We start from the raw sequence: 25,803 nt of genomic DNA, 5'->3' as shown, positions 1-25,803 counted from the left end.
GCTTCAGTGCTCGATATGTTGGGGTATGCGGTTGCGGGGCACCGCCGAACCGGCCGGCCGCGGCGTCTGTTTATCCGGCGCCTTGCCCGATCCGTCGATCGGCTCGATCTGGGGGTCGTCCCAGTTGCCGGTCACCGAATACTCCATGGTCATGGCCCGCGCCAGCGGCTGCTTGAGCAGCCATTGCGTGACAAACGCGCCCAGGCCGATCAACGGGTTCACAGCCAGCGCCGTCACCATGGCCGCGCCGCTGGCGTCCAGGTTGGGAATCACCACCGCTTTCAAATCCCAGCGCTCGCGGATGATATTGACGCCGCCCGCCAGGACAATCGCGGCCACGGGCCCACTGATCTTGTAGCCTTCGGTGGACATCAGCCCGTCCGCCATCTTCACCCGCCCGCGGATAGTGTCGAACGGGAAGCCGTCGCGCAGCAGATTGGTCGGATTGACGTCCAACCGCGCCAAGCGCTGCAGCGATTGCAGCGACAGCAGTTCCAGCAGCCGCGCCGTGCGGGAATTCACATGCATGAAGCGGCCCTTGTCCAGGCTGATATCCACCTCGCCCGCCACGTCCGCCACATTGTGGGTCCAGGGCAGATCGCGCCAGGTCGCCTTGCCGACCGCCGAGCCTTCACCGCCGGATACCATGTTCTCGAAGCCGATCCGGGTCATGAATTTGCCCAGGTCGACGAACTTGGCCGTGGCGTCCACGGTCAGTCCCCGGTCGGGTCCTTCCAGGCGCCAGTTGCCCGTGGCGTTCAGGTTCGCAGCGTCGTTGGTGATCGACAGTTTGTCCAGACGCCATTGCCGGCCGCGCTCCAGATTGGTGCCGACCACTTGAAGTTCGCCCACGTTCTTGCCGTACAGGAAGAACTCCTTGGCCTGCAGGTCGATCGCCGGGATATCTGACAGATCATTCCCAGACGCGAGGGCCTTGTCCGCTTCGTTGGTGTCGTCGGCGCCCCCGAACGACAGGTGCTTCATGCGCGCGGTGATCTGGCCCGCGATCGCGCCCGATGCCTCTTGCCATTCCAATGCCCCCGTTGCCTGGCGCGACGCGACGTCTACCCGCCACTGCGCCGGCCCGGGACGGGTGGCGTACAGCGTCAGGTCGTTCAAGGTGTAGCTGCTGGCGCGCAGCAAGCCGGTCGCCAGGCTGATGCGCTCGGGTTCGGGGAAAACGGCCTTCGCCGCCGGTTTCTTGGCCCCGCCCTTGCCGGCAGGCGTGTCGAACCCGTCCAGCACGGTTTCCCAACTGTCCAGGTCAAGCTCCGGCAGGCTGGCGTTCAGGCTCATCCCGCGTTCAGGCAGGCTGGCAGGACGCCCGATGCCTAGCGCGCCCCGCGCGAAGTAGGATGGCGCCCCATCGCCAGGATCGCGTTCAAACAGCGCATTGACGTTGTCACCCAGGCTGGCCGTCAGCCAGCGGCGGCCCTTGGCGCCGCGGTCCTGCGCCGCGGCCCATTGCAGCTTCAGCAATTGGGACGACGACGCAGGTTTTCCAACTGGCGCCGGCATATCGATCGCCATGCCGGCCAAGTCGGACTCCATGGAAATCTCGACCGAACCGCCTTTCTGGTAACCCACCCGGCCCCTGTAGGCCGCCTTGCCGCTAAAGCGCGACATGGACGGCGCATTGCTCAGCTGCGACAACCCCGAGCCAGCCAGCGTGCCGTCGAAATGCAGGGCGTCGGAACTTTGCGCCAGCGTGCCTGAAATCTTGACCGGACCACCCAGGAATTGGGCGCGGATATCCTTGGCCTGCACGCCCTTTTCCGAGAATTCAAGGTCACCGTGCATCTGGCTCAGCAAGGGCATTTCGGGCATGAAGGTGAAGGCATTGTCCGCGAACACGATACGTCCCTGGACCTGGGTATCGTCCGTGTTCAGCAACGGCACTTTCAGCTTCAGCGGCATGCGCCAATCGCCTGTGCCGCGAGCTTCGTCCAGGGCGCCGTCCAGCAGCCCCCCCAATGGCGAATTCGCCGCCATCGCCAGATAGGCCGGCACGGGACCCGAGACCTCGCCGTCCAGCCGCAGTTCAGCGTTATGGTCCATGTCGGGAATCGTCGCGGTCACGGCGCCCAGCGTGACCGTCTGGCCCGGTCCGGTGCGTGCAATGGCGCCGCCCGGGCTGTCCAGCGTCAAGCTCACCTTGTCGATGCGGAAACTGCCCGACAGGTTCTCCAGCATGGGCCAACCCTTGCGATGCGGACGCGCCGGCGCGTAATCGACCTTGGCCCCGGCATAGGCACCCGCAATGACGAATTCCCCGCCGACGCCCGGCGAATTGAAGGGGAAGTCGTCCAGGTCCCCTTTAAGCGTGATGGCGGCGGACTGCATTTCGCCCGCCGGCAAGCCGGTGGCCAGCCACTCGCGGGCGTCCGCATTAACCTCCAGGGGCAGGTAGCGGTGTATGGCCGGCATCGCGCCGCGCACCATGGTGCCGCGCATGTCCACGCTGCCCGCCGCCGTCTTGCCTTCGCGCTGCCATTGGCCCTGCAAGCGCACGTCCAGGTCGTCGTTGACGACGTGCAGCTGCGCCACGTCCACGAACCAGTCTTGCGCGTTCGGGCCTTTGATCTGGGCATCCAGCGCCAGTTCGCGCGCCGCCAGCGTGGGTTCTTCGAACACGCCGGGCAGCGTGACGCGCAACTGCTGCACCGCGCCCTTGACCGATACGTCCGCCGCCCCGGTGCTGCGCGCCAGCGGCATGCCGTCAATCTGGATGAAATCGCCGGGCAGCCCCCGTATGCGCAACTGGGCCGAGCCGCCGCGCACGGCGGGCCCCTCACTGCCGGCCGACCAGTCCACGCCACGGACGGCGACGTCCGACGTCAGTTCGGTGAATTTGCCGCGATCCAGCTGCAACCACGCGCGGCCCGCTATCCGGCCCGCGACCGGCGGCGGTTTCACCCACGACGACCAGGCCAACGGTTCGACGTCATCCACTTCGGCATAGAGCTGCCCGCTCCAGTTCGCAGCGTTTGCGGCATTGGCCGAGAACAGGCTGCGGTTGAATTCCCCGCGCAATTCCACCTTGCGCGCCAACGCGTCGCCCGCCGAGCCCCGCAGCACGAAACGGTGCGACAGGCTGCCGTTGCGCATCAGGAAATCCACGCCAGTCAGCGTCAGCGCCGGTGCCTGGCGCAAATCGTCCTGCCAGACGACGGTCGCATCGCGGATCAACAATTCCCGCTGGGCGACCAGCCAGCGCAATGCCGGATGATTCAAGTCGGACTGGTGGTCGCTGGCGTTCAGGTCAATGTCCTGCCCGGCGATCCAGAGATGGTTCGCGGGGTCGCGCCGCAGCGTCAATTCAGGTTTTTCCACCCGCAGGCGCACCAGGGTGGGCGACAACGCCAGGATGCTGCGCCACCCCAGCACGGCCGACACGGAGGGCAGCGTCAAAACTGGCGCCGCCTCGTCATCGAACACCTGGACGGCGGTAAGATCAAGCTTGGGATTCAGCCCCTGCCAATTGGCCTGTATGCCGCCGATGGCGACCCGGGCGCCCAACGCCTGGCTGGCGTAAGCCTCGATCTGAGGACGCCATTGGTCCACGCGAGGCAACACCCAGTAGCGCACGCCCAGGAGCCCGATGGCCACCACGCCATAAATTGTCAGCGCGATCCAAAACAGGAAGCAGAGCACGCGACGCGCGTGCGGCGTGGGAGCGGTATTTGAAACGGACACGGATCGTGTGGTGGGCAGGAGAAGATGTCTTGCGGTATCGTCCCCACTTATACCTGAAACGCGCTCATTCGTCTGCCGCCCTTACGCCATGACATCGTCCCCTCTGCTTGCTCCCGCCCTTGCCTGGTCCGGTCATTTGCGCCGCCGCCTGGATGCCCACCCCGACCTGGCCGCCTGGCTGGCCGATGCCGTGCAGCAACCGGTCACGCCCGCCCGCCTGGCGCAATGGCAGTCTGAACTGGCGGGACCCGACGCCCCGGCCACGCTGTCGGTGGACACCTGCCGCATGGTGCTGCGCAAGCTGCGCGAACGGGTATTCAGCGCGCTGATCGTCCGAGACCTGACGGGCCAGGCCGACCTTGAAGAGGTCGTCGGCGCGATGACCGCGCTGGCCGACCTCGCGGTGGCGGCGGCCTACCGCAGCGTGGCGGCGGAGCTGGCGGCCGTGCATGGCGTGCCGCGCGACCCCGCCACCGGCAAGCCACAGGAAATGCTGATCGTCGGCATGGGCAAGCTGGGCGGTTGCGAACTGAACGTGTCCTCCGACATCGACCTGATCATGCTGTACGGCGAGGAAGGCGAAACGGACGGCCCGCGCCGGATCAGCCACCACGAGTTCTACGGCCGCCTGACGCGGCGCATGATGCCGGTCATCTCCGAGGTGGACGCCAACGGCCAGGTGTTCCGAACCGACCTGCGCCTGCGCCCCGATGGCGACGCCGGCCCGCTGGCCTGGAGCCTGGACGCGCTCGAGCACTATCTGATTGGCCAGGGCCGCGAATGGGAGCGCTATGCCTGGCTGAAAGCCCGCCTGATGCCCGCCCAGGCCTTCGAAGGCAGCGACAGCACGGCGCAGGCCCGGCAACTGGAAAGCCTGCGCGTGCCTTTCGTCTACCGGAAGTATTTCGACTTTGACGCACTGGCCGCCCTGCGCGCGCTGCGCGAGCGCATCCGCCAGGACTGGCAGCGCCGCGCCATGGCGCGCAACGGCATCGACAGCGCCAACAACATCAAGCTGGGCGACGGCGGCATCCGCGAGATCGAGTTCGTGGTGCAACTGGCTCAATTGATCCGCGGCGGCCGCATGCCCGCGCTGCAGAAGCGCGGCCTGCTTGAAGCGCTGCACGCCGAGCAACTGGCGGGCCTGGTGCCGGAAGACGACGCCCGGCGGCTGGAGGAAGCCTACCGCTACCTGCGCCGCACCGAGCACGCCCTGCAGTACCGCGAAGACGAGCAGACCCATCTGCTGCCCGGCGACCCTGCCCAGCGCGCCGCGCTGGCGGCGGCGCTGGGCATGAGCCCGGAAGATTTCGAAAGCACGCTTGCCGCGCACCGCAAGTTCGTCTCGCAGACGTTCCGCAATGTGTTCCGCATGGTGGGCATGGGTGACGCGGAAGACACCAGCACGCCAGTCGACGACGCCCCTGAAACGCCCGACAACGAGTGCGAGCTGGCCGAACAGATCCGACAGGCGTTCGGCGACGAGGCGCAAGACCTGCTGCGCCGCACCGAAACCCTGCTGGGCAGCCATCGCGTGCGCAGCCTGCCCGAAAGCAGCCGCCGCCGCATGGAAGCCCTGTTGCCGGCCGCCCTGCGTGCCGCGCGCCAGACGCCCGCGCCGCTGGACGCCGCGGTGCGCTTGTTCGACCTGATCGAGAAAATCGCGCAGCGCAGCGCCTACCTGGCACTGTTGGCCGAATACCCGGACACGCTGGCGCGCGTGGCGCGGATGGTCGCCGCCAGCCCGTGGGCCGCGCAATATCTGACCCAGCACCCGCTGCTGCTGGACAGCCTGATCGATTGGCGCACGCTGTTCGAACCGCTGGATTTCGCCCAGATTGCCCGGCAACTGACCGCCGACCTGGACGCCTGCCGGCTGCCCGACGGCGATCCCGACATCGAGCGCCAGATGAACCTGATGCGCGACGTGCAGCGCCAGGCCAGCTTCCAGTTGCTGGCGCAGGATCTGGAAGGCGAGCTGACAGTGGAGAAGCTGGCGGACCAGTTGTCGGCGCTGGCCGACCTGCTGCTGACCGAGACCATCCGGCGCGCCTGGCCGCTGGTGAACAAGGTGCCGGGCGCCCTGCCCCATTTCGCCGTCATTGCCTACGGCAAGCTGGGCGGCAAGGAACTGGGCTATGCCTCGGATCTGGACCTGGTGTTCCTGTTCGACGATCCGCGCGAGGATGCAGCCGAGGTCTACGCGAAGCTTGGCCGGCGCATGACGTCGTGGCTGTCGACCATGACGTCGTCCGGCCGGCTCTACGAGATAGACCTGCGCCTGCGGCCGGATGGTGATGCCGGGCTGCTCGCCGTGTCGGTGGAAGCCTTCGAGCAATACCAGAACAAGCATGCCTGGGCCTGGGAACACCAGGCGTTGACCCGTGCGCGGCATGCCGCGGGCGACGCCGACGTGGGCGCCCGCTTCGAGAAGATCCGCGAAGCCATCCTGGTGCAGCCCCGCGACCCGGCCGCGCTGCGTACCGAAGTGCTGGCCATGCGCGAAAAAATCAACGCCGGCCATCCGAACACCAGCCAGAAGTTCGACCTGAAGCACGACCGTGGCGGCATGGTCGACGTGGAATTCGTCACGCAGTACCTGGTGCTGTGCTATGCGGGCACCCATCCGGTGCTGGTGCGCAATCTGGGCAACATCACCCTGTTGCGCCTGGCCGGCGAGGCCGGCCTGATCCCGCCCGAGCTGGCCGCGCGCGCCGCCGACGCCTACCGCGTCTTGCGCCGGGTCCAGCATCAACTGCGTATGCAGGGCGTGGAAAAAGCGCGCGTGGGGCCGGAACAACTGGTGGAGGAGCGCGCGGCGGTGCGTGAGCTATGGGACGCGGTACTGGGCTAGGGCCTTCCCCGGCGGGCGGCAACTCGCGGTAAAATAAGGGGTTTTCCGCCTTTTTTGCCTGCAAGCCATGTCCGAACTCGTCCGCCCCAAGCTTGACCTTCCCGCTGGCCGCAGCAAGGTGCTGATGCACTCATGCTGCGCGCCCTGTTCCGGCGAAGTCATGGAAGCCATGACGGCCTCCGGCATCGATTACGCGATCTACTTCTACAACCCGAACATCCATCCGGTCAAAGAGTACGAGATCCGCAAGCAGGAGAACATCCGCTTCGCCGAACAGCACGGTATCGAATTCATCGATGCCGACTACGACATGGACAACTGGTTCGACCGCGTGAAGGGCATGGAAAACGCCCCTGAGCGCGGCGAACGCTGCACCGCCTGCTTCGACATGCGCTTTGAGCGCACCGCGCTGTACGCGCACGAGCACGGGTTCGACACCATTACCAGTTCGCTTGGCATTTCGCGCTGGAAAGACATGAACCAGATCAACGGTTGCGGCGAACGCGCGGCAGCCCGCTACGACGATCTGGTCTATTGGACCTACAACTGGCGCAAGGGCGGCGGGTCTGCCCGCATGATCGAAATCAGCAAGCGCGAGAACTTCTACCAGCAGGAATATTGCGGTTGTGTTTATTCCCTGCGCGACACCAACCGCCACCGCCGTTCGCAAGGCCGCGACCGCATCCACATCGGCGTGAAGTTCTACGGCAAGGAAGACCTGATCAACGAAGAGCTGCTCTGATCCTGAAGCAGCGTTGATTCCGGGGCCGCGCTAACGCGCCTGGCGGCGGTATTCCGACGGCGATGCGCCGTAACGCTTGCGAAACGCGTGGCTGAAACGCGCCGCGTCGGAGAACCCGAACCGGTACGCAATATCCCCGATCTGCCGCACGGATTGCGTGGCGTCGCACAGCGCGTCCCGGCTGCGCTCCAATCTGGCGCTAAGGATGAAATCGGCGGGCGTGGTGGCCGCCAGCGCGAACAGGTTGTACAGATAGCGCCGCGACATCCGGAACGCCGTGGCCGCGGATGCCGGCGACAAGTCCGGATCGTGCAGGTTTTCAAGAATGTACTGCTGAACGCGGCGCAACTGCGCCTGCTTCAGGCCCACCTGGTCCTGCTCGGCTTGCCCCCCTGCCCGCTCGCTGATATCCAGCCCCATCATCTGCAATACCGCATTCGCCGCATCGCGCGCCGCGCTTTCGGACAAATGGGCCTGTTCGCCCAACGCGACGCGCAACAGGTCCATAGCCATGCGGCCGCAACCGTGCTGGCCGCTGAAGTTGCGGGCCACGGCGTTCTGCATATATGGCTGCCAAGCCTCGGTTTGCTTGCCGGGCACCTGCATCACCAAGAAATGCGCACCGTCGTCCACGTCGACCTCGTAAGGCCGAGTGGTGTCGTAGATGCTCCATTCCCCCGGCATCAGCAACGCGGTGCGATTGGACTGGCGGATCTCGCTGCGGCCCGCCAACTGCAACGTAACCTTGTAGCCGGCCTCCTCGGCGCGGGCTGCCAGCAGCTTGCTGCGGCGCACCCGTTGCGCGCTGCTGTGCAATTCGCTGACCTGCATCCAGCCCAGGCAGCCCACCGCCACGCTGTTGCGAAAACGCGTGGGAAACACGGCCGAAACTTCCAGTGGCACGAAAGTGCTGCTGATGCTTTCCTGCCAGCTGGCGCAATCCAGGAAGTGCCTGGGCGCACTGCGCAAAAGGGATGATGACATGGCGACTCCGGTGCTGCCTATTTCTAGCACTGCACGCCTGGGGGGAGTATCGGTGACAACCCCTAACTGCCTGCCGGACTACGGTTTCCTGTCGCGTCCATATGAATACTCGGACAGCGCGAATCCCATCGACGAGAGCTCTTCGGCCAGTCGGTGGCGCACCGGCACCACGTCGTCATAGCGGTTGGGTCTTGCCGCCGCGACCTCGGCCTCGGTATAGGGGGTGAAATCGGCCGGCAACTGGGCCGGGCTGAATTCGTCCAGCACCCAATTCAACACGGCCGCCAGTTCGGCATTGCTCAATTGCGAATGGGCCGCGCCCGGCACGCGGATCAGGTATTCGCGGCCCGCGGGCAGATGCGTGAACGCCCCGACCGATTGGCGGAAATCCGGGATGCCGTGCGGGCTGCTGCCCCGCCCGTCCACCCGGTGGCAGCCCGCGCACTGCAAGACGTAGTCGGCGCGCACGGCTTGCCGCAGGCGGCCGGCGTTGACGGCGTTCGCACCTTCCTGCGCCGCCGCGCCCTGCATTGCGCACAGCAGGATGGCCAGGGCAACGCCCTCGCGCCATCCCGCCAGGCGCCGCCCCCGGAGTCTCATGGCTTTGGCGCCGCCTTGGGTTGCAATTGAGGTTTGGCCAGCCCGACGATCACCGAGGTCGTGCAGTGAAAGATCGATGATTCGTTGGACATGCACCAGTTCACGTCGTTGTGCAGGAACATCTGATAACCCGGACGTTCGCGCTCGGCCGCCGCGCACATGCACTTCCCGCACGCCGTCTTGCCGCAGCAGTCGTTGTAGCTGATGAGGTAGTCCTTGCCATCCAGCGGATTGTGGCACGTCCCTACCCACGACACGGCGGACGGCGACGTGCCAGGCGGGCACGACGTCATGCTGCCGCCGCAGCAAGAACACAAGAATCCATCCACCGCGCAATAGCGCCAGTAGTCACATGCCGTGTCGTCCATCTGCGGCTTCTTGCCGGCCGCCGGGGCCGAACGCGCCACCGGCAGCACGGGCACCAGGAAAGCCGTTCCCACCAGCAGCTTGCCGATGCGGTTGAGGACGCTGCGACGCGACGTAGCGTGCGCGACCGAGCGCGAGGCGCGCTCACCCAATTTATCCAGCCAGTGCATTGCCGCTCTCCTTCCTGGAAATCCGGGTCTCGTCCAGCGTGCCCGCGGCCAGGAAATCCTGCACCGACGCCACGCCCAGCTCCTTGGCCGTGAACAGGCTTTCCAGCTGCTCGCGGGAATTGATCAAGCCCTTGGCACGTAATACGCCCGACTCGTCGATCAGCACCGCGTACGGCAGCTTGCTGATCTGGAACTTCATGCCCAGTTCGGTCGACAGCAAATACGGAAACCGCTCCAGTCCGGCCTGCTTGTAGAACGCCAGATGCTCCGGCATGTCGCCGTCGCTGGCCAGCACGATGCGCAGCCAGGCGCTTTCCGTGCTGGCGACCGATTTCAGGATGGGCAGGAGCTTCTTGCACACGGGGCACGTGGGCGACAGGAAGAACAGCAGCTGGCTGTGTTGGCCGCGCTCTCCGATGGTGATGCGGCGGCCCAGCAAGTCGGGCAATTCGAATCGCGGCGCGGCCTCGCCGACGGCGGGCCCCTTGTCCATGGTCAGCGCCCCCATCGGCGCCACGCGCTCATACAGCACGCCGATCTGACGAGACAGGGCCAGGATGACCAACACCAGGCACAGCACTACGCCCCACAGCAGAAAATTGGAAATGATCAAGGCATCCATGTGACACTCCTTCAGAGATTTCGCAGCTTCAGATGCGAAGCCAAGAGATGATTGGCGGTGAAGTACAGGCCCACGGCGGTCATCGCCAGGCCGAAGACGGCCGCGGCATCCGCCCATTGCAGGCTGCGCGATTGGCCGGCCGCGGCAATCAGCACGGGCGCGGTCCATAGCGCCAGCACCGCATTGCGCAACACCAGCCACCATGACAGCCCGCCGCCCTGCGCGGCATCGCGCCCGCCTCGGCCCAGGGATGCGGGTCCCCCGCAGCCGCAATCGATGTCGCGATGCCCGCGCGCAAGGTTGATGGCCAGCGCCAGCGTCGCCACGCCCAGCACCAGCAACGCCAGTGCCGCGCCCGCCACCTGGACCGACGGCATCAGCAGCATGGCGCCAGCGACGGCTTCCGCCAACGCATAGGCCCCCGCGAACGCGCTGCTCCAACCGGAAGGCAGAAGGTCGTAGGCCGCCACGGCGCGCGAGAACCCCGCCAGGTCTTTCAGTTTTTCAAGCGCCCCCAGCAGCAACACGCAGGCCAATGCGGCACTGGCGCCATAGAGCAGGACCGGATCGTTCATTTCGGGCCTCCCGCCGGTTGCGGTTCCACTTGCAGCGCGGTCTCGCCCGCTGACTGGATGGTGGTCTTGAATACAGGGGCCACGGGCGCCGCATCGTAGATGTTGACGTTGCCCCCATCGATGGTGAACAGGCGCGGCTTGTCGTCCTGCGAGACCGACATCGACAACGCGTTCTTGCCGGGCACCCGCGCCAGCCGCTTGTGCGTGGCCAGGTCGTATACCCAGATCTCGGCGGCGGGCGTCTTGTGCGTGCCTTCCGCGCCGTTCGGATGCATGCCCACGTAGAGCCGCTTCGAGGCACGGTTGACGGCCAGCAGGTTGTAGCCGCCGGGCCGCCAGCCGCGATCCTTGCCGGACGCGTCCAGCAGCGACCATGGCGCGCCGAAGCTGACCTCCTTGCCGCTGAAGTCGGCGCTGTACACGTTGCCGTTGTAGGACACGAAATAGAAGGTATCGCCGACGTTCTCGGTGTGCGTGAAGACAGGGTCTTTCTCAAGTTCGAACATCGGTTTGCTGCGCTGCTGGCTGGCCGGTTTCCCGGCTGCGTCCAGGTCGATGGTCAGCAACGCGCCGTCGCCACAGATGGTGGCGAAACTGCGAGGACGCGAAGGCAGCGGAATGATGCTCCAGCAGCCGGCGGCGGCCGTGATCTCGTCGGCGAACTGCCGGGTCTTCAGGTCAACCACCGTGACCGACGTCGCAGGCGTGGCGTTCTGCACGAACAGCAAATCGCCGTCGGTGCTCTGGCGCAGGTAGTTGCGATAGTTCAGCGCCTGCGCGCGCTTCTGCGGGATCGGCACCTCGTACTTGGGCGTCAGCGTCTCGGCGTCCCAGGCCTCGATCACGTCGGTGCGCTTGCCGCGGTTGAGCCGTTCGTAATAGGTCGTCATGACATAAAGGTCGCGCCCATCGGCCGACACGGTCATGTGACCGTTGAACGACGTGGGCACCAAGCCCAGGAATTTTCCGGAGTCGCCGTCGTAGATGTTGACCCGGCTATCGACCAGGTGGTTGAAGACCGCGTCCATCACGTACAGCCGGTGCGGCGTGGCCGGCGGCAAGCGTGTGCCGCCCTTGAGTTCCTCCACGGGCAGGTCCGCCCAGGCCAGGCCCGCGGCACTTGCGAGGGCAGCGCATAGCGCCCACCGTCCGGCCCGCGATGCGCGTGATGTGGCTCGAAGCGCAATCATCGATGTTCTCCTCTCATGATCCGGTTTCCTAGAACGCGTAGACGTAGCGCAACTGCACGCCACGCATCCGCGGCCCGTTCTCGACCTTCAGGTCGTGGATGTACTGCATCTGAATCTGGTTGGCATCGTTGATCTGATGGGTCAGTTCGACGGCCAGTTGGTGATTGCGCGCCCGGGTGGCGACGGTCTCGCCCGAGGATGTTTCGCGTCCGCCGGTTTCGTAGCGGTAGCGGATGCCCGTGTAGGTTTCGGGGGTCAGGTTGGTCGAGGCTAGCGCGAAGAAGCGGAACGATGGGTCTTTTTTCAGCGTCTGGCCGTACCAGTCGGTGTTGCGCCCGTAGATTTCCACTTCGGCGATGGCCTCCAGGAACGTGGATTCGCCCACGCCCTTGACGAACGAGAAGTCCTGGATGGTGGACCAGCGGTTCTTGCCGGGCGACACGTCAGGACGAGACCGATCGTAACGGCCCACCGGCGCCACGATGAAAGGTTCCCAGGCAAACCAGGTCTTGGTCTGCTCATTGTTGTAGAGCCAGATCGCTGACCCCAGCGTCACATCGCCGATGCCGGTCTGGTGGTCGCCCGGCGCGCCGGGCAGGTCCAGCGAGGTCCGGTACATGGGCACGATGAATTCCAGCTGCACGGTCTTGCCATAGAAGTCGCGGTAGTGCATCTGGCGGTAGATCAACGCGTTGACGTCCAGGGACGCGCCGTCCACCCGCTTACCCTCGAAATACAGCCCCGACGAACGCAGGCCTGCCAGGTAGCCGGCGACGATATTGGTGCCCACGGGCGCGGGTATCCAATCGCGTGCACTAGGGTCTCCTGCCCATGCCGGCTGCGATGCGCCCAACCATGCCAGCACCAGCGCTGCGCCCGTCCGGGCGCGGCCATGTGTCTTACTTGCCATGCACTTCCCCTTGGTCTCGCGGACACGCCGCCGCCGGTATCTCCCGGCTTGGCCAGCGCGCCGCCACGTTCTAGTACGCGATGCAGACGGACTTCTTCTCCAGGTACATCTCGATCACGGCACGGCCGTGTTCGCGGCCGATGCCGGACTGCTTGAATCCGCCGAATGGCATGTTGGGATCCAGCATGTTGTGGGTATTGACCCAGACCGTGCCCGCGTCGATGCGCGGGATCAGGTGCTGCACGCGGGAAAGGTCGTTGCTCCAGACGCTGGCGCCTAGCCCGAACGCGCTGTCGTTGGCCAGCCGCACGGCGTCATCCAGCGTGTCGAACGGTTGCGCCACGACGACGGGGCCGAAAATCTCTTCCTGCGCGATGCGGGCATCTTGCGGGACATCCGCGAATACCGTGGGCCGCACGAAGTAGCCCGGCCCTTCGCCCGCGCCGCCCCCCGCCAGCACGCGGCCGCCTTCCGCCCGGCCAATACCGATGTAGTCCAGGACGCGCTGTTGATGCCGGGCCGAAACCAGCGGCCCCACCTGCGTGGCCGCATCAAAACCGGACCCCAGCGTCAACCCGACCGCTACATCCGCCAGCCCTTGCACGACCTTGTCATACAGGCCCCGCTGCACGTACAGCCGTGATCCGGCCGTGCAGACCTGGCCTTGATTGAAGAAGATGGCCGCGGCGGCGCCTTGAATGGCACGATCGGCATCGCAATCGTCCAGCACGATCACGGGCGACTTGCCGCCCAGTTCCAGCGAGACGCGCTTCATGTCGTCCATCGCGGCCCGCCCGATCAGCTTGCCGACCTCGGTGGAACCCGTGAACGCGATTTTGTCGATGCCCGGGTGCGCCACCAGTGCCGCGCCGGCCGTTTCACCCCGTCCCGTGATCACATTGACGACCCCGGGCGGAAAGCCGGCCTCCAGGACCAGCTCCGCCAGTCTGAGGGCGGTCAGCGGCGTTTCTTCGGCGGGTTTGAGCACCACGGTGCAGCCCGTCGCCAACGCTGGCGCGATCTTCCACACCGCCATCAGCAGCGGGAAGTTCCACGGGATGATCGCGCCGACCACACCGACGGGCTGCGCCAACGTGTAGGCGCTGTATTGGACGCCCGGTGGGAAAGGGATCGACAAGGACAGGGTGTCGCCCGTGATCTTGGTCGCCCACCCGGCCATGTAGCGCAGCCATTGCGCCCCGGCGCCCACTTCCAGGCCCTGGGCGATACCCAGGAGCTTGCCGTTGTTCAGTGTTTCCAGCCGGGCCAGTTCGGTCCCGTGCTGCTCCAGCAGGTCGGCCAGTTTCAACAAAAGCCGCTCACGGCCGGCGGGCAGCATGTCGTGCCAGGGCCCCGCAGCGAACGCGCGGCGCGCGGCCTGCACCGCCAGGTCCACTTGCACGGGACCGGCATCCGGCTGATGCGCGATGACCTGCCCGGTGGCGGGATCGTAGACGGGGACCGGCTTGCCCTGCCCTTCGCGCACCGGCTTGCCGTCGATCAGCATGAATTCCCGGATCGCGCCCAATTCCGGACGGTCGGCCCCCGCAGGGCCCGCAGTCGAAACGCTTGCTGAAGACATCTGAAGCTCCAACGGAAAGTGTGGAAGCCAGAATAGCAACGGCACTTCGGGCTGGCTTGTCGGGCCGTGCATGGCGTTTTGTCATTCTGCGCACGCCCGGCGCATTTTTTATCGGCAGGCCGTCCCGAGATAAAAAAGCCCCTTGGGGGGGCAGCAAGCACACGAAGTGTGCGCGGCGTGGGGGCATCTTCATCGCCAGCCAGCCTCAAGAAAAAGGCCAGGCAGGCCGCGCTTGGCGGTCTTGCCTGGCCCGTTGCGGGCTCGCTTGGGAGCCCGCGCGGCGCGATGGCCGATCAGTCCAGCATCAGCACCGTGGCGCCGGTGGTCTTGCGCGAGGCCAGCGCGGTCTGCGCTTCGCCTGCTTGCTCCAGGCTGTAGCGTTGGTCGATACGGACCTTGATCTTCTTCTTCAGCACCAGGTCGAACACTTCTTCCGACGCGGCCTGCAGCTTTTCCAGCGTGTTGACGTGCACGCCCAGCGACGGACGCGTGACGTACAGGCTGCCCTTCTGGTTCAGCACCGCCAGGTTGACGCCGGCGACCGGGCCGGACGCGTTGCCGAAGCTGACCATCAGGCCGCGCGGCTCGATGCAGTCCAGCGAGGTTTCCCAGGTGTCCTTGCCCACGCCGTCATACACCACCGGCACTTTCTTGCCGCCCGTCAGTTCCAGCACGCGTTCCGCGACGTTTTCGCGCGAATAGTCGATGGTTTCCCAGGCGCCGTTGGCGCGGGCCAGTTCCGCCTTTTCCGGGCTGGAGACCGTACCGATCAGCTTCACGCCCAGGGCCTTGGCCCATTGGCAGGCGATCAGGCCCACGCCGCCCGCGGCCGCGTGGAACAGGATGGTTTCGCCGCCTTGCAGGCGGTAGGTCTGGCGGAACAGATACTGCACCGTCAGGCCCTTGAGCATCAATGCGGCGGCCTCGTCGAAACCGATGCCCTTGGGCACCTTGACGACCTGATTGGCCGGCACGTTGCGCGCCTTGGCGTAGGCGCCGATGGGGCTTTGGCCGTAGGCGACGCGGTCGCCCTTTTTCAAATGCTTGACGTCCGCGCCCACCGCCGTGACCACGCCGGCGGCCTCAAACCCCAGGCCGTGCGGCAGCGGATGCGGATACAGGCCCGTGCGGAAATAGATATCGATGAAATTCAGGCCGGCGGCGTGTTGTTCAATCGTGACTTCATTGGCGGCGGGCGGCAGGACTTCCACCTCGACCAGTTTCAGGACTTCAGGACCACCGTGCTGCTCGATACGAATTGCCTTGACGAGATTGCTGGCCATGCGGGCCTCCTTTCATTGGGACTATTTGGGGTGTAACCGGAAAAACCAGACTTCAGCGCGGCGGGCGCGCCTCGCGTGGCGTGGCGGACGCCTGCTTGCCGGCGCCGACGCCCATCAGGGCGAGCACGCCAGCCAGCACCAACGCGGTCCCCGCCATCTGCCATACGGTGATGGGCTCGTTCAGGAACCACGACGCCAGGAACAGCACCGACACCGGCCCCACCATGCCCAGCAGCGACGCCGTGGGTGCGCCGATCAGCGACACCGCCCACATCAGCATGAAGACCGGCACCACCGTGTTCAGCGTGGCATGGATCACGGAATATCCGTAGACCCCGGCCGGTTGAATCAGCATCGACGGCGGATGAATCACGAAAAACTGGATGATGCAGGCCACGCACGACACCAGCATGGCATAAGCCACCAGGCGCGTCGGCCCGACCCGCTTGATCAGTTCGCCAGAACAAATCAGGTAGACAGAATAGCTTGCCGCCGAGCCAAAAACGAACAAAGACCCTAACAGCACCTCGCCACCGCCACCGAAGGAGAGGTCATGGGCGAACACCAGCACCACGCCCGCGTAGGACAGGACCATGGCCAGCCATTGCCGTCGCTCGATCGGCCGCTTGAACCAGAAGGCGGACAGCAGCACGACGAGCGACGGCGAGAGGAAGAGAATCAGGCGTTCCAGGCTGGCGGTGATATAGCGCAGCCCCAGGAAATCCAGAAAGCTGGACAGGTAATAGCCCAGCAGGCCCAGCACGATGACTTGCGCGCGTTCCTTGCCCGTCATCACCACGATTTCGCCGCGCGCGGCGCGACGGGACTGGTGCCAGGCGACCGCCGCGAAGAACGGCATGGCAAACAGCATGCGAAAAGCGATGAGCGTGACGGCATCGATGCCGTAGCGGTAGGTGAATTTGACGACAATCGCCTTGGCCGAAAACAGGACCGCGCCAAGCGTCGCCATGAGGATGCCGGCCGCGCGGCCGGACGGGTAGGAAGGCGGCAAAAACTTGGCAAGACGATTCATGCGATGATTTTAGATTCAGTGCAAACCGATTTGCACGCCCATCTCAGCTTTTTGGCATCAAATTCCCCATCGCATGACCCGACAACGCGCTCTGACCCACATCCACATCGCCGCCGTGCTGTTCGGCCTGACCGGCGTCTTCGGAGAGCTGATCCAGGCCAGCGCCGCCGTCATCACGCTGGGGCGGGCGGTATTCGCGGTGATTTCGCTTGGCGTATTCGCCCGCATGCGGCGCAAGCCCCTGCTGGGTGTGCTGACGCCCGCACAGTTGTTCGTGCTGGTGATCGCCGGCGCGCTGCTGGCCGCTCACTGGGTCACGTTCTTCATTTCGGTCAAGGTGGGCGGCATCGCCATCGCCACGCTGGGCTTCGCAAGCTTCCCCGCCTTCATCACGCTGTTCGAAGGCCTGATCTTCCGCGAACGCATCCGGGCGGCCGAATGGATGCTGCTGGGGTTGGTCACCGCTGGCCTGGTGCTGGTCACGCCGTCGTTCGACCTTGCCGACCAGGGCACGATCGGCCTGGCATGGGGGCTCTTGTCGGGCCTGACCTTCGCGCTGCTGGCACTGAGCAACCGACGTTCCGCCTCCGGCATGGACCCGATGCAGGTGGCCTGCTGGCAAAACGTGGTCGTGGCACTGGTGATGGTGCCGTTCGCCGTCGGCCAGTTGCCCGCCCTGCCCGCCATGGACTGGCTCTGGCTGGCCCTGCTGGGCGTGTTCTGCACGGGGCTGTCGCACTATCTGTTCGTCTCCAGCCTGACCCGCCTGAATGCGCGCAGCGCCGGCTTGGTGATTGCCCTGGAACCCGTCTACGCCATCGCCTTCGCGTGGGCGCTGTTCCAGCAGGAGCCCACGCCGCGCATGATGGCGGGCGCCGCCCTGATCGTGGCGGCCATCGTGTGGTCCGGCCTGCGCAAGAGCGCAGCGACGGACGTCGGTGCGGCCCCTGAAACACAGCCTTGACAATAACTGACTAGGCAGTAAAATTCGGCCCATGAATGCCGAAACTTCCCCGCCATCGTCCGACACCCCCGTCCACTACCGCAGCGACACCCGCTGCATGGCGGAAGAGAACGCCGGCTATCTGATCAAGCTTGCCTATCATTCCCTGACCCGAATGCTGGACCAGGAAATGGCCCCACTGGGCCTGACCGCCATGCAATGGCGTCCGCTGGCCATGGTCTTCCTGGGCCGCGCCGACACCCCCGCAGAACTTGCCCGCCTGAACGACATGGATACGGGCGCCATGACCCGCGCGCTTGATCGCCTGGAAGCCAAAGGCCTGCTGAGCCGTACCCGCTGCCAGACGGACCGCCGTGTCGTGAAGATCGAACTGACGGAATTGGGCGAAGCCAAGGCGCGTGAAATTCCGCCGAACATCGCGCGGTCGTTGAATCACCACCTGCGCGGCTTCTCCACCGACGAGGTCACCCAGTTGATGCACTTCATGCGTCGCATGATCGCCAACGGCTCCGCTTCCAGCGCCGCCCCGGAACGCTGACGACACCCGCTCCCGTTACGCAACGGCCCCACTGACCTGGGGCTTTATTTGGCATAATATTTGCCTAGGCAAATACAGATTAATCAATTACTTTCAGCAAACAGTCAGGATGAAACGCCTTCTTTCTACCGTATTGGTGCTGGCCCTGAGCGGTTGCGCATTGATGGACTCCGGGCCGGCGCCCGTGGTGGCGCTGGACGCGGCAAAGCTGGGGCTGACCGGCCAAGAGACGGCTTGGCCCAACACGCAATGGTGGGAACGCTACGGCGACCGCCAACTTAATGCGCTGATGGATGAAGCCTTGGCCAACAGCCCGTCGATGAGCGCCGCCCAGGCCCGGTTGGCCAAGGCCAACGCTGCGGTCAGCACCGCCCGCGCGCCGCTATTGCCGCGCGTGGATGCGAATTACTCGTTGAACCGCGAACATCTCTCGTCGGACTACATCTACCCGGCTCCGCTGGGCGGAACGGTCGTCAGCGACAACCGGCTGGCGCTGGATTTCACCTATGAGCTGGACTTCTGGGGCAAGAACCGCTCGCGCCTGAAGTCGGCCGTGTCCGAACGCGAAGCCGCGGTCGCCGACGCGCAAGCCGCCCGCAACGTGTTGGCTAGCGCGACGGTACGTGCCTACCTGAATCTGCAGAACGCCTTTGCGCAGCGCGACGTGCTCAAGCGCGTGATCGCGCAACGCGCCGACGTACTGTCGTTGACGCAAGGACGCTACAGCGCCGGCCTGGACACCCAGGTCGAGGTGAAGCAGGCGGAATCGTCGCTTGCCGCCGGCCAGGTGGAATTGACGCAGACCGAGACGACGCTGGCGCAACTGCGCAACCAGGTCGCGGCGCTGACCGGCGCGGGGCCCCAACGCGGCCAATCACTCGTCGCCGTGGACTTGACCGCCCCGGCAGGCGTCGTGCCCGCCGCGATTCCCCTGGACCTGCTGGGCCACCGCCCCGACGTCGTCGCGTCCCGCTGGCGCGCCGAGGCAGCCCGTAGCGCCATCGATACCGCCAAGGCCGAGTTCTACCCCAACGTCAACCTGACCGCGTTCGCCGGCTTCCAGGCGTTGGGCACCGGCAATCTGTTGGGCTCCGCGGCCCGCACCGCCGGTTTCGGGCCCGCCATCACGCTGCCCATCTTTCACGGCGGTGAACTGAACGCCAACCTGGCGGGCCGCCGCGCCGACGCCGACCTGGCCGTCTCTGACTACAACCAGGCCGTGCTGGACGCCGTGCACCAGGTGGCGGACGCGCTGGACGGCTTGCGCTTGCTGGATCAGGAACGGGCCCAGCAACGCCAGGCCCGCGAAGCCATCGAGGCCGCCTACGACCTGGCGGTGAACCGCTACAAGGCTGGCCTGGGCAACTACATCACCGTGCTCATCGCGCAGACCGGCGTGCTGACCCAGGCCCGCCTGGACACCGACCTGCGCATCCGCGCCTATCAACTGGATGCCAATCTGGCCAATGCGTTGGGCGGCGGCTATGCCCCAGGTGCCGAACCCGGGTCCACGCCAGGACCCACCGCGGCATCTGCGTCCGAAGCGCCGTCCGCCCCCGCCACGAACCCCATTCATTGAACGATCCCCGGATTCAGACGTCATGAACGCTGCCACCCCCACGACCAATCCCGCCCGTAAACGCCTGTTGCTGCTGGCCACCGGCGCCTTCATCCTTGTCGCCATCGCCTATGGCATCTGGTGGGCCCTGTTCGGCGCCCACTTCGAAAGCACCGACGACGCCTACGTGCACGGCAACCTGGTGCAGATCACGCCGCAAGTGCCCGGCACGGTCATCGCCATCGAAGCCGACGACACTGAAACCGTCGTTGCCGGCCAGCCGCTGGTGCGCCTGGATCCGGCCGATACCGACGTCGCGCTGCAACAGGCCCAGGCCAAACTGGCGCAGATGGTGCGGCAAGTCCGCACCTATTACGTCCAGAATGACGCCTTGGCCGCCGACGTCGATCTGCGCAACGCCGACATCATGCGCGCCCAGGCCGAACTGACCCGCGCGCAAAGCGACGTCAGCCGCCGGCAGCAACTGGCCAAGTCCGGTGGCGTCAGCGGCGAAGAAATCCTGCACGCCGAAGCCGCACTGAAGTCCGCCCAATCCGGGCTGGCGCAAGCCCGCGCCTCGTTGGCCGCGTCGCGGGCCAAACTGGCCACCAACCAAGCGCTGACGCAAGGCACGACCGTCGCCAACCATCCCGACGTGCTGCAAGCCGCGGCCGGCCTGCGCAACGCCTGGCTGGCACAGTCCCGCACGGTGCTGCCGGCGCCCGTGGGCGGCGTGATCGCCCGCCGCAGCGTGCAGGTGGGCCAGCGCGTCGCGCCCGGCAACGCGTTGATGACGGTGGTTCCGCTGGATCAGGTCTGGGTGGAAGCCAACTTCAAGGAAGGCCAGCTGCGCAAGATGCGTATCGGCCAGCCGGTCAAGATGGTGGCCGACTTGTACGGCAGCGCGGTGACCTATCACGGCAAGATTTCGGGCCTGGACGCCGGCACTGGCAGCGCCTTCGCCCTGCTGCCGGCGCAGAACGCCACGGGCAACTGGATCAAGGTGGTGCAGCGCGTGCCCGTGCGCATCACGCTGGATCCCGAAGACCTGAAGTCCCATCCGTTGCGCGTCGGCCTGTCCATGGACGTCGAAGTCGATGTGGGCACGCAGGAAGGCGAACCGTTGACGCAGGCTTCCCGCAAGGAACCGGCCTGGTCCACCCGCGCCTTCGAACCCGCGCATGACGAAGTCGACGCCATGATCACCAAAATCATCCAGGACAACCTGGCATCATGAGCACGACCGCCCAGCCCGCGGGCGCTGGCGCGCCCGACGTGCCGCCGGTCCTGCCGGCGGGCACTTACCCGCCGCTGGAAGGCGCGACCCGCATCATCGGGTCCATCGCGCTGTCCACCGCGGTGTTCATGAACGTGCTGGACACGTCGATCGCGAACGTGTCCATCCCCACCATCTCGGGCGACCTGGGCGTGAGTTCCAGCCAGGGCACCTGGGTGATCACCTCGTTCGCCGTCGCCAACGCCATCACGGTGCCGCTGACGGGCTGGCTGACGCAGCGCTTCGGCCAGGTCCGGCTGTTCCTGATTTCGACGCTGCTGTTCGTGTTGGCGTCATGGCTGTGCGGCTTTTCGCCGTCGCTGGAAGCGCTGATCGCCTTCCGCGTGCTGCAAGGCGCGGTGGCCGGCCCCATGATCCCGCTGTCGCAGACGCTGATGCTGGCCAGCTTTCCGAAGTCCAAGGCGGGCATGGCGTTGGCGGTCTGGTCCATGACCACGCTGGTCGCGCCGGTTGCAGGGCCCTTGCTGGGCGGCTGGATCTCGGACAACTACACCTGGCCGTGGATCTTCTACATCAACGTGCCGGTCGGCCTGCTGGCCGCCTGGATCAGTTGGCGCATTTATGGCAACCGGGAATCGCTGACCCGCAAGTTGCCCATCGACAAGTTGGGCCTGGTGCTGCTGGTCGTTTGGGTCGGCGCCTTGCAGATCATGCTGGATAAGGGCAAGGAGCTTGACTGGTTCGCCAGCCCGACCATCATCGCGCTGGCCGCCACCGCCTTCGTCGCGTTCGTCTTCTTCCTGATCTGGGAGCTGACCGATGCCCACCCCGTCGTGGACCTGCGCCTGTTCAAGATCCGCAACTTCACGGTCGGCGCGCTGACGCTGGCGGTGGCGTACGGCGTCTTCTTCGGCAATGTCGTGCTGCTGCCCCTGTGGCTGCAAAGCAATATGGGCTATACGGCGACCTACGCGGGCCTGGTGACGGCACCCGTCGGCCTGCTGGCCATTTTGCTGACGCCGCTGGTGGGCAAGATGCTGGCGACCCGCGACCCCCGCCAGATCGTGACCGTCGCCTTCCTGATTTTCGCGCTGGTGTGCTTCATGCGGGCGGGCTTCAACACCCAAACCGACGTGCGCACGCTGATGCTGCCGACCATCATCCAGGGCGCGGCGATGGCGGCGTTCTTCGTCCCCCTGACCTCCATCACGCTGTCCAGCATTGAACCGTGGCGCATCCCCGCGGCCTCGGGACTGTCGAATTTCCTGCGCTTGACCGCCGGCGCGTTCGGCACCTCGATCGCCACGACCCTGTGGGAAAACCGCGCCACGATGCATCACGCGCAACTGACGGAGATCGCCAAACCCGGCCAGCAGGCGTTCGACCAGACGTTGAACACCTTGCAGAACGGGATGGGCATGTCGCATCAGCAGGCGCTGACCATGGTGGATGGACTGGTCAATGCGCAGGCGTTCACCATGTCCGCGGTAGACGTGTTCTATGGCTCGGCGATCATCTTCCTGCTGCTGACGGGACTGGTCTGGTTCGCCCGCCCACGCTCCACCAAGGCCGGTGGTGGCGGTGCGGCGGAAGCGGCGGCAGGCGCGCACTGACGCCGGCAACGCCTCTTATCGCCATCCCCAAAAAAAGGGCGCCTGATCAGGCGCCCTTTTGCATGGCTGGCACTTCTTTCAACAGCACCTGCCAATCCTTGCGCTCGATGATATCGGCGGACAAGGCGCTGACCGGAGACAGGTTGAACACCGATACGCCGCGGGCGCGCCACTGCGCCGACGCGAAACGGAACGAAGGTTCGATCAGATTCGCGAACTTGCGCGCCAGGCGGCTGGACTGGGGTTGCGCGCCTTCGTCATAGAACCGCAGGCCGTGCTGCACGGTCAGATCCAGCCCGTGCACATATACCTGGCGCGCGCCGCCGGACACCAGCACCTGCAACGCCGCATAGGCCACCGTGTCGGCGTCGAACACGCCTAACGAGGCGTCGAAGCTGTAGCCCAGGCCCTGCTTGGCATCCAGCAATTGCACGTCGGGCGTCGCCGCCGCGATCCGCTTGAGCATCGCCGGTGCGGCGCTGCGTTGATAGGCGCGTTCGGAGATCAGTTCAATGATGCAGATCCGGCAGCGGATCTCGTCTTGGGGAATGCCTTGCATGATGTAGCGCAGCACTTCGGGGAACACGTACAGCGTCAGGTCTCGCGCGACGATCTCGCGCACCAGGTCGATGCGGTCGCGCACGAAGTTCTGGTCGATGATGCAGTAGTACTTGAATGGCAGATCGAATTTGCGCGCCAGCGCGATCGCGCCGTTGACGCCCATCGCCGCACGAATGTCCAATTGGTCGTAAGGGATCTGCGCGACCGACGGGCCGCTCAGGATCAGATGCACGGTTTCGTCGGCGGGGTCGTACCCTTGCGCCAGCGGCGTAATGGGAAGCGACCGGCCAAAAGCGCGAAAACCGCAAATCGCGCCCGACCGGTCCCGCCAGATCCGCACGAAGGGCCACAGATGCTGGTTGTGCCTCTGCGTGCGCGAACGCAGCAGGCGGAACAGTTTGCGCACGAAGCGGTCGGCCCGCCCGCCGCCGACGGGCGGGGCGGGCAAGGGCGAGATTGAATCTTCCATCGAGTCGCCTGGCCGGCCCTTTCCGCGCAGCGCGCTTATCCGGCGGAAATCAGCGACGCAATCGCGTTGCCGACCTCGACGGTCGAAGCACTGCCCTTCATGTCCCGGGTGCGCGGGCCATCGGCAAGTACCGATTCGATCGCTTTCACCACGGCGGCCGACGCCTCGGGATACCCCAGGAAATCAAGCATCAACGCGCCGCTCCAGATCTGTCCGATCGGGTTGGCAATGCCCTTGCCATAGATGTCGGGCGCCGAGCCGTGCACCGGCTCGAACAGCGACGGGAACTTGCGCTCCGGATTCAGGTTCGCCGACGGCGCAATGCCGATCGTCCCGGTGCACGCCGGCCCCAGGTCGGAAAGGATGTCGCCGAACAGATTGGACGCCACCACCACATCGAACCAATCGGGATGCTGCACGAAATGGGCGCACAGGATATCGATGTGATATTTATCCCAGCGCACGTCCGGGTAGTTTTCGGCCATGTCGGCCACTCGCTCATCCCACCAGGGCATGGAAATCGAAATGCCGTTGGACTTGGTGGCGGCGGTCAAGTGCTTGCCGCGCTTCTGGGCGAGCTCGAACGCGAACTTCAGGACGCGTTCGGCGCCGATGCGCGTGAACACGCTTTCCTGGATGACCACTTCGCGCTCGGTGCCTTCGAACAGACGGCCGCCGCTATTGGAATATTCGCCTTCGGTGTTCTCGCGAACGATGAAGAAATCGATATCGCCGGGCTTGCGGTCCGCCAACGGGGACGGCACGCCGGGCATCAGCCGCACCGGACGCAAATTGATGTACTGGTCGAATTCGCGGCGGAACTTGAACAGCGAGCCCCACAGGGCTTCGTGATCCGGCACCGTGGCCGGCCAACCGATCGAACCGAAGAAGATCGCCTCGTGCTGACCGATCTGCGCCTTCCAGTCGTCCGGCATCATCTTGCCGTGCTTCGCGTAATGGTCGCAGCTCCAGTCAAAATGGTCCCACTGAAACTCAATGCCGAAGCGTGTCGCCACGGCGTCCAGCACTTTCAACCCTTCAGGAACGACCTCCTTGCCAATCCCGTCTCCTGGAATTACCGCAATTTTGTGTTTCTTAGCCACCACGTTTCCTTAGTTTTCCTTTGATAGACCGCCCAGAATCATAGGCACAAACCGGCGCGCAGCAACACCCCCCGTTACAAAACGGAAGTGTTGCATTTTGTGAATGGCAACGCGGCCGTATCAGCGCCGGCTTTTGGATCCCAGCAGCGACCCTAATATGCCCCGAGTCAGCTCCCGGGCGATCGAACGAACGGTGCTTTTGGCCATGGTCTGGACAACACCGTCACGTTTGCCGCCCCGCGGGCCGGTCGACCCGAACAGAACGTCGTTCAGGCTATCCATCAGGCCGCCCCCCGACGTCTCGGCGGGCGCGTCGGCGGCCGTAGGCTTGCCCGGCGCAGCCGGCGTCTGCCCGGCATCCGTCGGTGTCGCCGCGCGGCCCGCCAGGACCTCGTAAGCGGACTCGCGATCGATGGCCTTTTCGTACTTCGCCGCCATGGGGCTGCCCTGGCGCAGCGTCTGGCGCTCGGCGTCCGTCGCCGGGCCAATCCGGCTGGCCGGCGGCACGATGAAGGCGCGCTCGGTCGGCATGGGCCGGCCCTTGGCGTCCAGCAACGACACCAGCGCTTCGCCAACGCCCAGTTCAGTAATGGCCGCTTCGACATCCAGCCCCGGATTCGGGCGCATCGTCTGCGCCGCCGTTTTCACGGCCTTCTGGTCGCGTGGCGTGAACGCCCGCAAGGCGTGTTGCACCCGGTTACCCAACTGTCCAAGCACGGTATCGGGAATATCCAACGGGTTCTGCGTCACAAAGTAAACGCCCACCCCCTTGGACCGGACCAGGCGCACGACCTGCTCGATCTTGTTCAGCAACGCCGGCGGCGCATCATTGAACAGCAAATGCGCCTCATCGAAGAAGAAAACCAGCTTGGGCTGGTCCATGTCGCCTACCTCGGGCAGCTTTTCGTAAAGGTCGGCCAGCAGCCACAGCAGGAAGATGGCGTACAGGCGCGGCGCCTGCATGAGTTTGTCGGCGGCCAGCACATTGACCATGCCGTGCCCCTGGGCGTCCGTGCGCATCAGATCGGCCACATCCAGCATGGGTTCGCCGAAGAACTTCTCGGCCCCCTGGGACTCCAGCGCCAGCAGGCCGCGCTGGATCGCCCCGACGCTGGCGGACGACACGTTGCCATAGCGAGTCTTGAGTTCGGCC

Annotated in this window: 20 protein-coding genes and 1 pseudogene; 7 read left to right on the top strand and 14 right to left on the bottom strand. The window is 65.5% G+C overall.

Going from position 1 to position 25,803, the window contains the following annotated elements; genetic code table 11:
• Positions 1 to 3: 3 nt before the first annotated feature.
• Positions 4 to 3,654 carry a YhdP family protein gene (locus ACE039_RS23930; protein WP_485823541.1) on the bottom strand — a complete coding sequence of 1,217 codons (3,651 nt, stop codon included), beginning with the start codon at positions 3,652 to 3,654 and terminating at the stop codon, positions 4 to 6.
• Between the two features lie 130 nt (positions 3,655 to 3,784).
• Here ACE039_RS23930 and glnE point away from each other — a divergent pair, with 130 nt between their 5' ends.
• Positions 3,785 to 6,550, top strand: coding sequence for a bifunctional [glutamate--ammonia ligase]-adenylyl-L-tyrosine phosphorylase/[glutamate--ammonia-ligase] adenylyltransferase (gene glnE, locus ACE039_RS23925; protein ID WP_485823500.1), 2,766 nt, complete (start codon positions 3,785 to 3,787; stop codon positions 6,548 to 6,550).
• A 67-nt stretch (positions 6,551 to 6,617) separates the two neighbouring features.
• Positions 6,618 to 7,292 (top strand): epoxyqueuosine reductase QueH, encoded by a 675-nt coding sequence (locus tag ACE039_RS23920; RefSeq protein ID WP_006227543.1) that lies wholly within the window; start codon positions 6,618 to 6,620, stop codon positions 7,290 to 7,292.
• A gap of 30 nt (positions 7,293 to 7,322) precedes the next feature.
• Here the strand turns inward: ACE039_RS23920 and ACE039_RS23915 are convergent, their stop codons facing one another.
• From ACE039_RS23915 to ACE039_RS23870, 10 genes and pseudogenes are all read right to left on the bottom strand, one after another.
• Positions 7,323 to 8,276 carry an AraC-like ligand-binding domain-containing protein gene (locus ACE039_RS23915; protein ID WP_313464032.1) on the bottom strand — a complete coding sequence of 318 codons (954 nt, stop codon included), beginning with the start codon at positions 8,274 to 8,276 and terminating at the stop codon, positions 7,323 to 7,325.
• Positions 8,277 to 8,354: 78 nt separating this feature from the next.
• Positions 8,355 to 8,876, bottom strand: a complete 522-nt coding sequence (locus ACE039_RS23910) for a c-type cytochrome (protein ID WP_448710067.1) — start codon at positions 8,874 to 8,876, stop codon at positions 8,355 to 8,357.
• Positions 8,873 to 9,394: a methylamine dehydrogenase light chain gene (locus ACE039_RS23905; protein ID WP_404976759.1), complete on the bottom strand. Its 522-nt coding sequence runs from the start codon at positions 9,392 to 9,394 to the stop codon at positions 8,873 to 8,875. Before ACE039_RS23905 ends, ACE039_RS23910 begins: the two co-directional genes overlap by 4 nt.
• A 79-nt stretch (positions 9,395 to 9,473) precedes the next feature.
• Positions 9,474 to 10,034, bottom strand: a pseudogene (gene mauD, locus ACE039_RS23900) (methylamine dehydrogenase accessory protein MauD); the annotation flags it as partial.
• A gap of 11 nt (positions 10,035 to 10,045) precedes the next feature.
• Positions 10,046 to 10,609 (bottom strand): MauE/DoxX family redox-associated membrane protein, encoded by a 564-nt coding sequence (locus tag ACE039_RS23895; protein WP_485823499.1) that lies wholly within the window; start codon positions 10,607 to 10,609, stop codon positions 10,046 to 10,048.
• Positions 10,606 to 11,799, bottom strand: coding sequence for an amine dehydrogenase large subunit (locus tag ACE039_RS23890; protein WP_485823498.1), 1,194 nt, complete (start codon positions 11,797 to 11,799; stop codon positions 10,606 to 10,608). The genes ACE039_RS23895 and ACE039_RS23890 overlap by 4 nt, the downstream gene beginning before the upstream one ends.
• 28 nt (positions 11,800 to 11,827) lie before the next feature.
• Entirely contained in the window at positions 11,828 to 12,709 is an 882-nt protein-coding gene (locus tag ACE039_RS23885; protein ID WP_485823497.1) for a transporter, read from the bottom strand.
• Positions 12,710 to 12,779: 70 nt separating this feature from the next.
• On the bottom strand, positions 12,780 to 14,291 hold the full coding sequence (styD, locus tag ACE039_RS23880; protein ID WP_485823496.1) for a phenylacetaldehyde dehydrogenase StyD: 1,512 nt from the start codon (positions 14,289 to 14,291) through the stop codon (positions 12,780 to 12,782).
• A 293-nt stretch (positions 14,292 to 14,584) separates the two neighbouring features.
• Complete coding sequence (locus ACE039_RS23875) at positions 14,585 to 15,574, bottom strand: quinone oxidoreductase family protein (protein ID WP_105560021.1); 990 nt, start codon at positions 15,572 to 15,574, stop codon at positions 14,585 to 14,587.
• Between the two features lie 52 nt (positions 15,575 to 15,626).
• Positions 15,627 to 16,607 (bottom strand): DMT family transporter, encoded by a 981-nt coding sequence (locus ACE039_RS23870; RefSeq protein ID WP_105560022.1) that lies wholly within the window; start codon positions 16,605 to 16,607, stop codon positions 15,627 to 15,629.
• A 73-nt stretch (positions 16,608 to 16,680) separates the two neighbouring features.
• On the opposite strand from ACE039_RS23870, the gene ACE039_RS23865 reads away from it, so the two are divergent.
• From ACE039_RS23865 to ACE039_RS23845, 5 genes are all read left to right on the top strand, one after another.
• Complete coding sequence (locus ACE039_RS23865) at positions 16,681 to 17,571, top strand: DMT family transporter (protein WP_105560023.1); 891 nt, start codon at positions 16,681 to 16,683, stop codon at positions 17,569 to 17,571.
• Between the two features lie 31 nt (positions 17,572 to 17,602).
• Positions 17,603 to 18,109, top strand: coding sequence for a MarR family winged helix-turn-helix transcriptional regulator (locus tag ACE039_RS23860; protein ID WP_448710075.1), 507 nt, complete (start codon positions 17,603 to 17,605; stop codon positions 18,107 to 18,109).
• 109 nt (positions 18,110 to 18,218) lie between these two features.
• A complete protein-coding gene (locus ACE039_RS23855; protein ID WP_485823495.1) occupies positions 18,219 to 19,688 on the top strand; it encodes an efflux transporter outer membrane subunit in 1,470 nt (489 codons plus the stop codon).
• A 22-nt stretch (positions 19,689 to 19,710) separates the two neighbouring features.
• Positions 19,711 to 20,904 (top strand): HlyD family secretion protein, encoded by a 1,194-nt coding sequence (locus ACE039_RS23850; RefSeq protein ID WP_332007834.1) that lies wholly within the window; start codon positions 19,711 to 19,713, stop codon positions 20,902 to 20,904.
• Positions 20,901 to 22,517 (top strand): DHA2 family efflux MFS transporter permease subunit, encoded by a 1,617-nt coding sequence (locus tag ACE039_RS23845; protein WP_448710078.1) that lies wholly within the window; start codon positions 20,901 to 20,903, stop codon positions 22,515 to 22,517. The genes ACE039_RS23850 and ACE039_RS23845 overlap by 4 nt, the downstream gene beginning before the upstream one ends.
• A 46-nt stretch (positions 22,518 to 22,563) precedes the next feature.
• On the opposite strand, the gene ACE039_RS23840 is transcribed toward ACE039_RS23845, so the two are convergent.
• The 3 genes from ACE039_RS23840 to ACE039_RS23830 all read right to left on the bottom strand — a co-directional run.
• Entirely contained in the window at positions 22,564 to 23,547 is a 984-nt protein-coding gene (locus ACE039_RS23840) for a hypothetical protein (RefSeq protein ID WP_313462595.1), read from the bottom strand.
• A gap of 35 nt (positions 23,548 to 23,582) precedes the next feature.
• Positions 23,583 to 24,650 (bottom strand): tartrate dehydrogenase, encoded by a 1,068-nt coding sequence (locus tag ACE039_RS23835; RefSeq protein ID WP_448710079.1) that lies wholly within the window; start codon positions 24,648 to 24,650, stop codon positions 23,583 to 23,585.
• Between the two features lie 120 nt (positions 24,651 to 24,770).
• A partial coding sequence (locus ACE039_RS23830) for a helicase HerA-like domain-containing protein (protein WP_485823494.1) occupies positions 24,771 to 25,803 on the bottom strand: 1,033 nt, incomplete at its 5' end.

The organism is Achromobacter maghribensis, from assembly GCF_057334215.1.
This window is presented reverse-complemented; position numbering and strand designations above follow the sequence as displayed.

Bases quoted from the DNA above. Each gene is read 5' to 3' on its own strand.
- glnE (WP_485823500.1), top strand. From the start codon at position 3,785: ATGACATCGTCCCCTCTGCTTGCTCCCGCCCTTGCCTGGTCCGGTCAT.
- ACE039_RS23920 (WP_006227543.1), top strand. From the start codon at position 6,618: ATGTCCGAACTCGTCCGCCCCAAGCTTGACCTTCCCGCTGGCCGCAGC.
- ACE039_RS23915 (WP_313464032.1), bottom strand. From the start codon at position 8,276: ATGTCATCATCCCTTTTGCGCAGTGCGCCCAGGCACTTCCTGGATTGC.
- ACE039_RS23910 (WP_448710067.1), bottom strand. From the start codon at position 8,876: ATGAGACTCCGGGGGCGGCGCCTGGCGGGATGGCGCGAGGGCGTTGCC.
- ACE039_RS23895 (WP_485823499.1), bottom strand. From the start codon at position 10,609: ATGAACGATCCGGTCCTGCTCTATGGCGCCAGTGCCGCATTGGCCTGC.
- ACE039_RS23890 (WP_485823498.1), bottom strand. From the start codon at position 11,799: ATGATTGCGCTTCGAGCCACATCACGCGCATCGCGGGCCGGACGGTGG.
- ACE039_RS23885 (WP_485823497.1), bottom strand. From the start codon at position 12,709: ATGGCAAGTAAGACACATGGCCGCGCCCGGACGGGCGCAGCGCTGGTG.
- styD (WP_485823496.1), bottom strand. From the start codon at position 14,291: ATGTCTTCAGCAAGCGTTTCGACTGCGGGCCCTGCGGGGGCCGACCGT.
- ACE039_RS23875 (WP_105560021.1), bottom strand. From the start codon at position 15,574: ATGGCCAGCAATCTCGTCAAGGCAATTCGTATCGAGCAGCACGGTGGT.
- ACE039_RS23870 (WP_105560022.1), bottom strand. From the start codon at position 16,607: ATGAATCGTCTTGCCAAGTTTTTGCCGCCTTCCTACCCGTCCGGCCGC.
- ACE039_RS23865 (WP_105560023.1), top strand. From the start codon at position 16,681: ATGACCCGACAACGCGCTCTGACCCACATCCACATCGCCGCCGTGCTG.
- ACE039_RS23860 (WP_448710075.1), top strand. From the start codon at position 17,603: ATGAATGCCGAAACTTCCCCGCCATCGTCCGACACCCCCGTCCACTAC.
- ACE039_RS23855 (WP_485823495.1), top strand. From the start codon at position 18,219: ATGAAACGCCTTCTTTCTACCGTATTGGTGCTGGCCCTGAGCGGTTGC.
- ACE039_RS23850 (WP_332007834.1), top strand. From the start codon at position 19,711: ATGAACGCTGCCACCCCCACGACCAATCCCGCCCGTAAACGCCTGTTG.
- ACE039_RS23845 (WP_448710078.1), top strand. From the start codon at position 20,901: ATGAGCACGACCGCCCAGCCCGCGGGCGCTGGCGCGCCCGACGTGCCG.
- ACE039_RS23840 (WP_313462595.1), bottom strand. From the start codon at position 23,547: ATGGAAGATTCAATCTCGCCCTTGCCCGCCCCGCCCGTCGGCGGCGGG.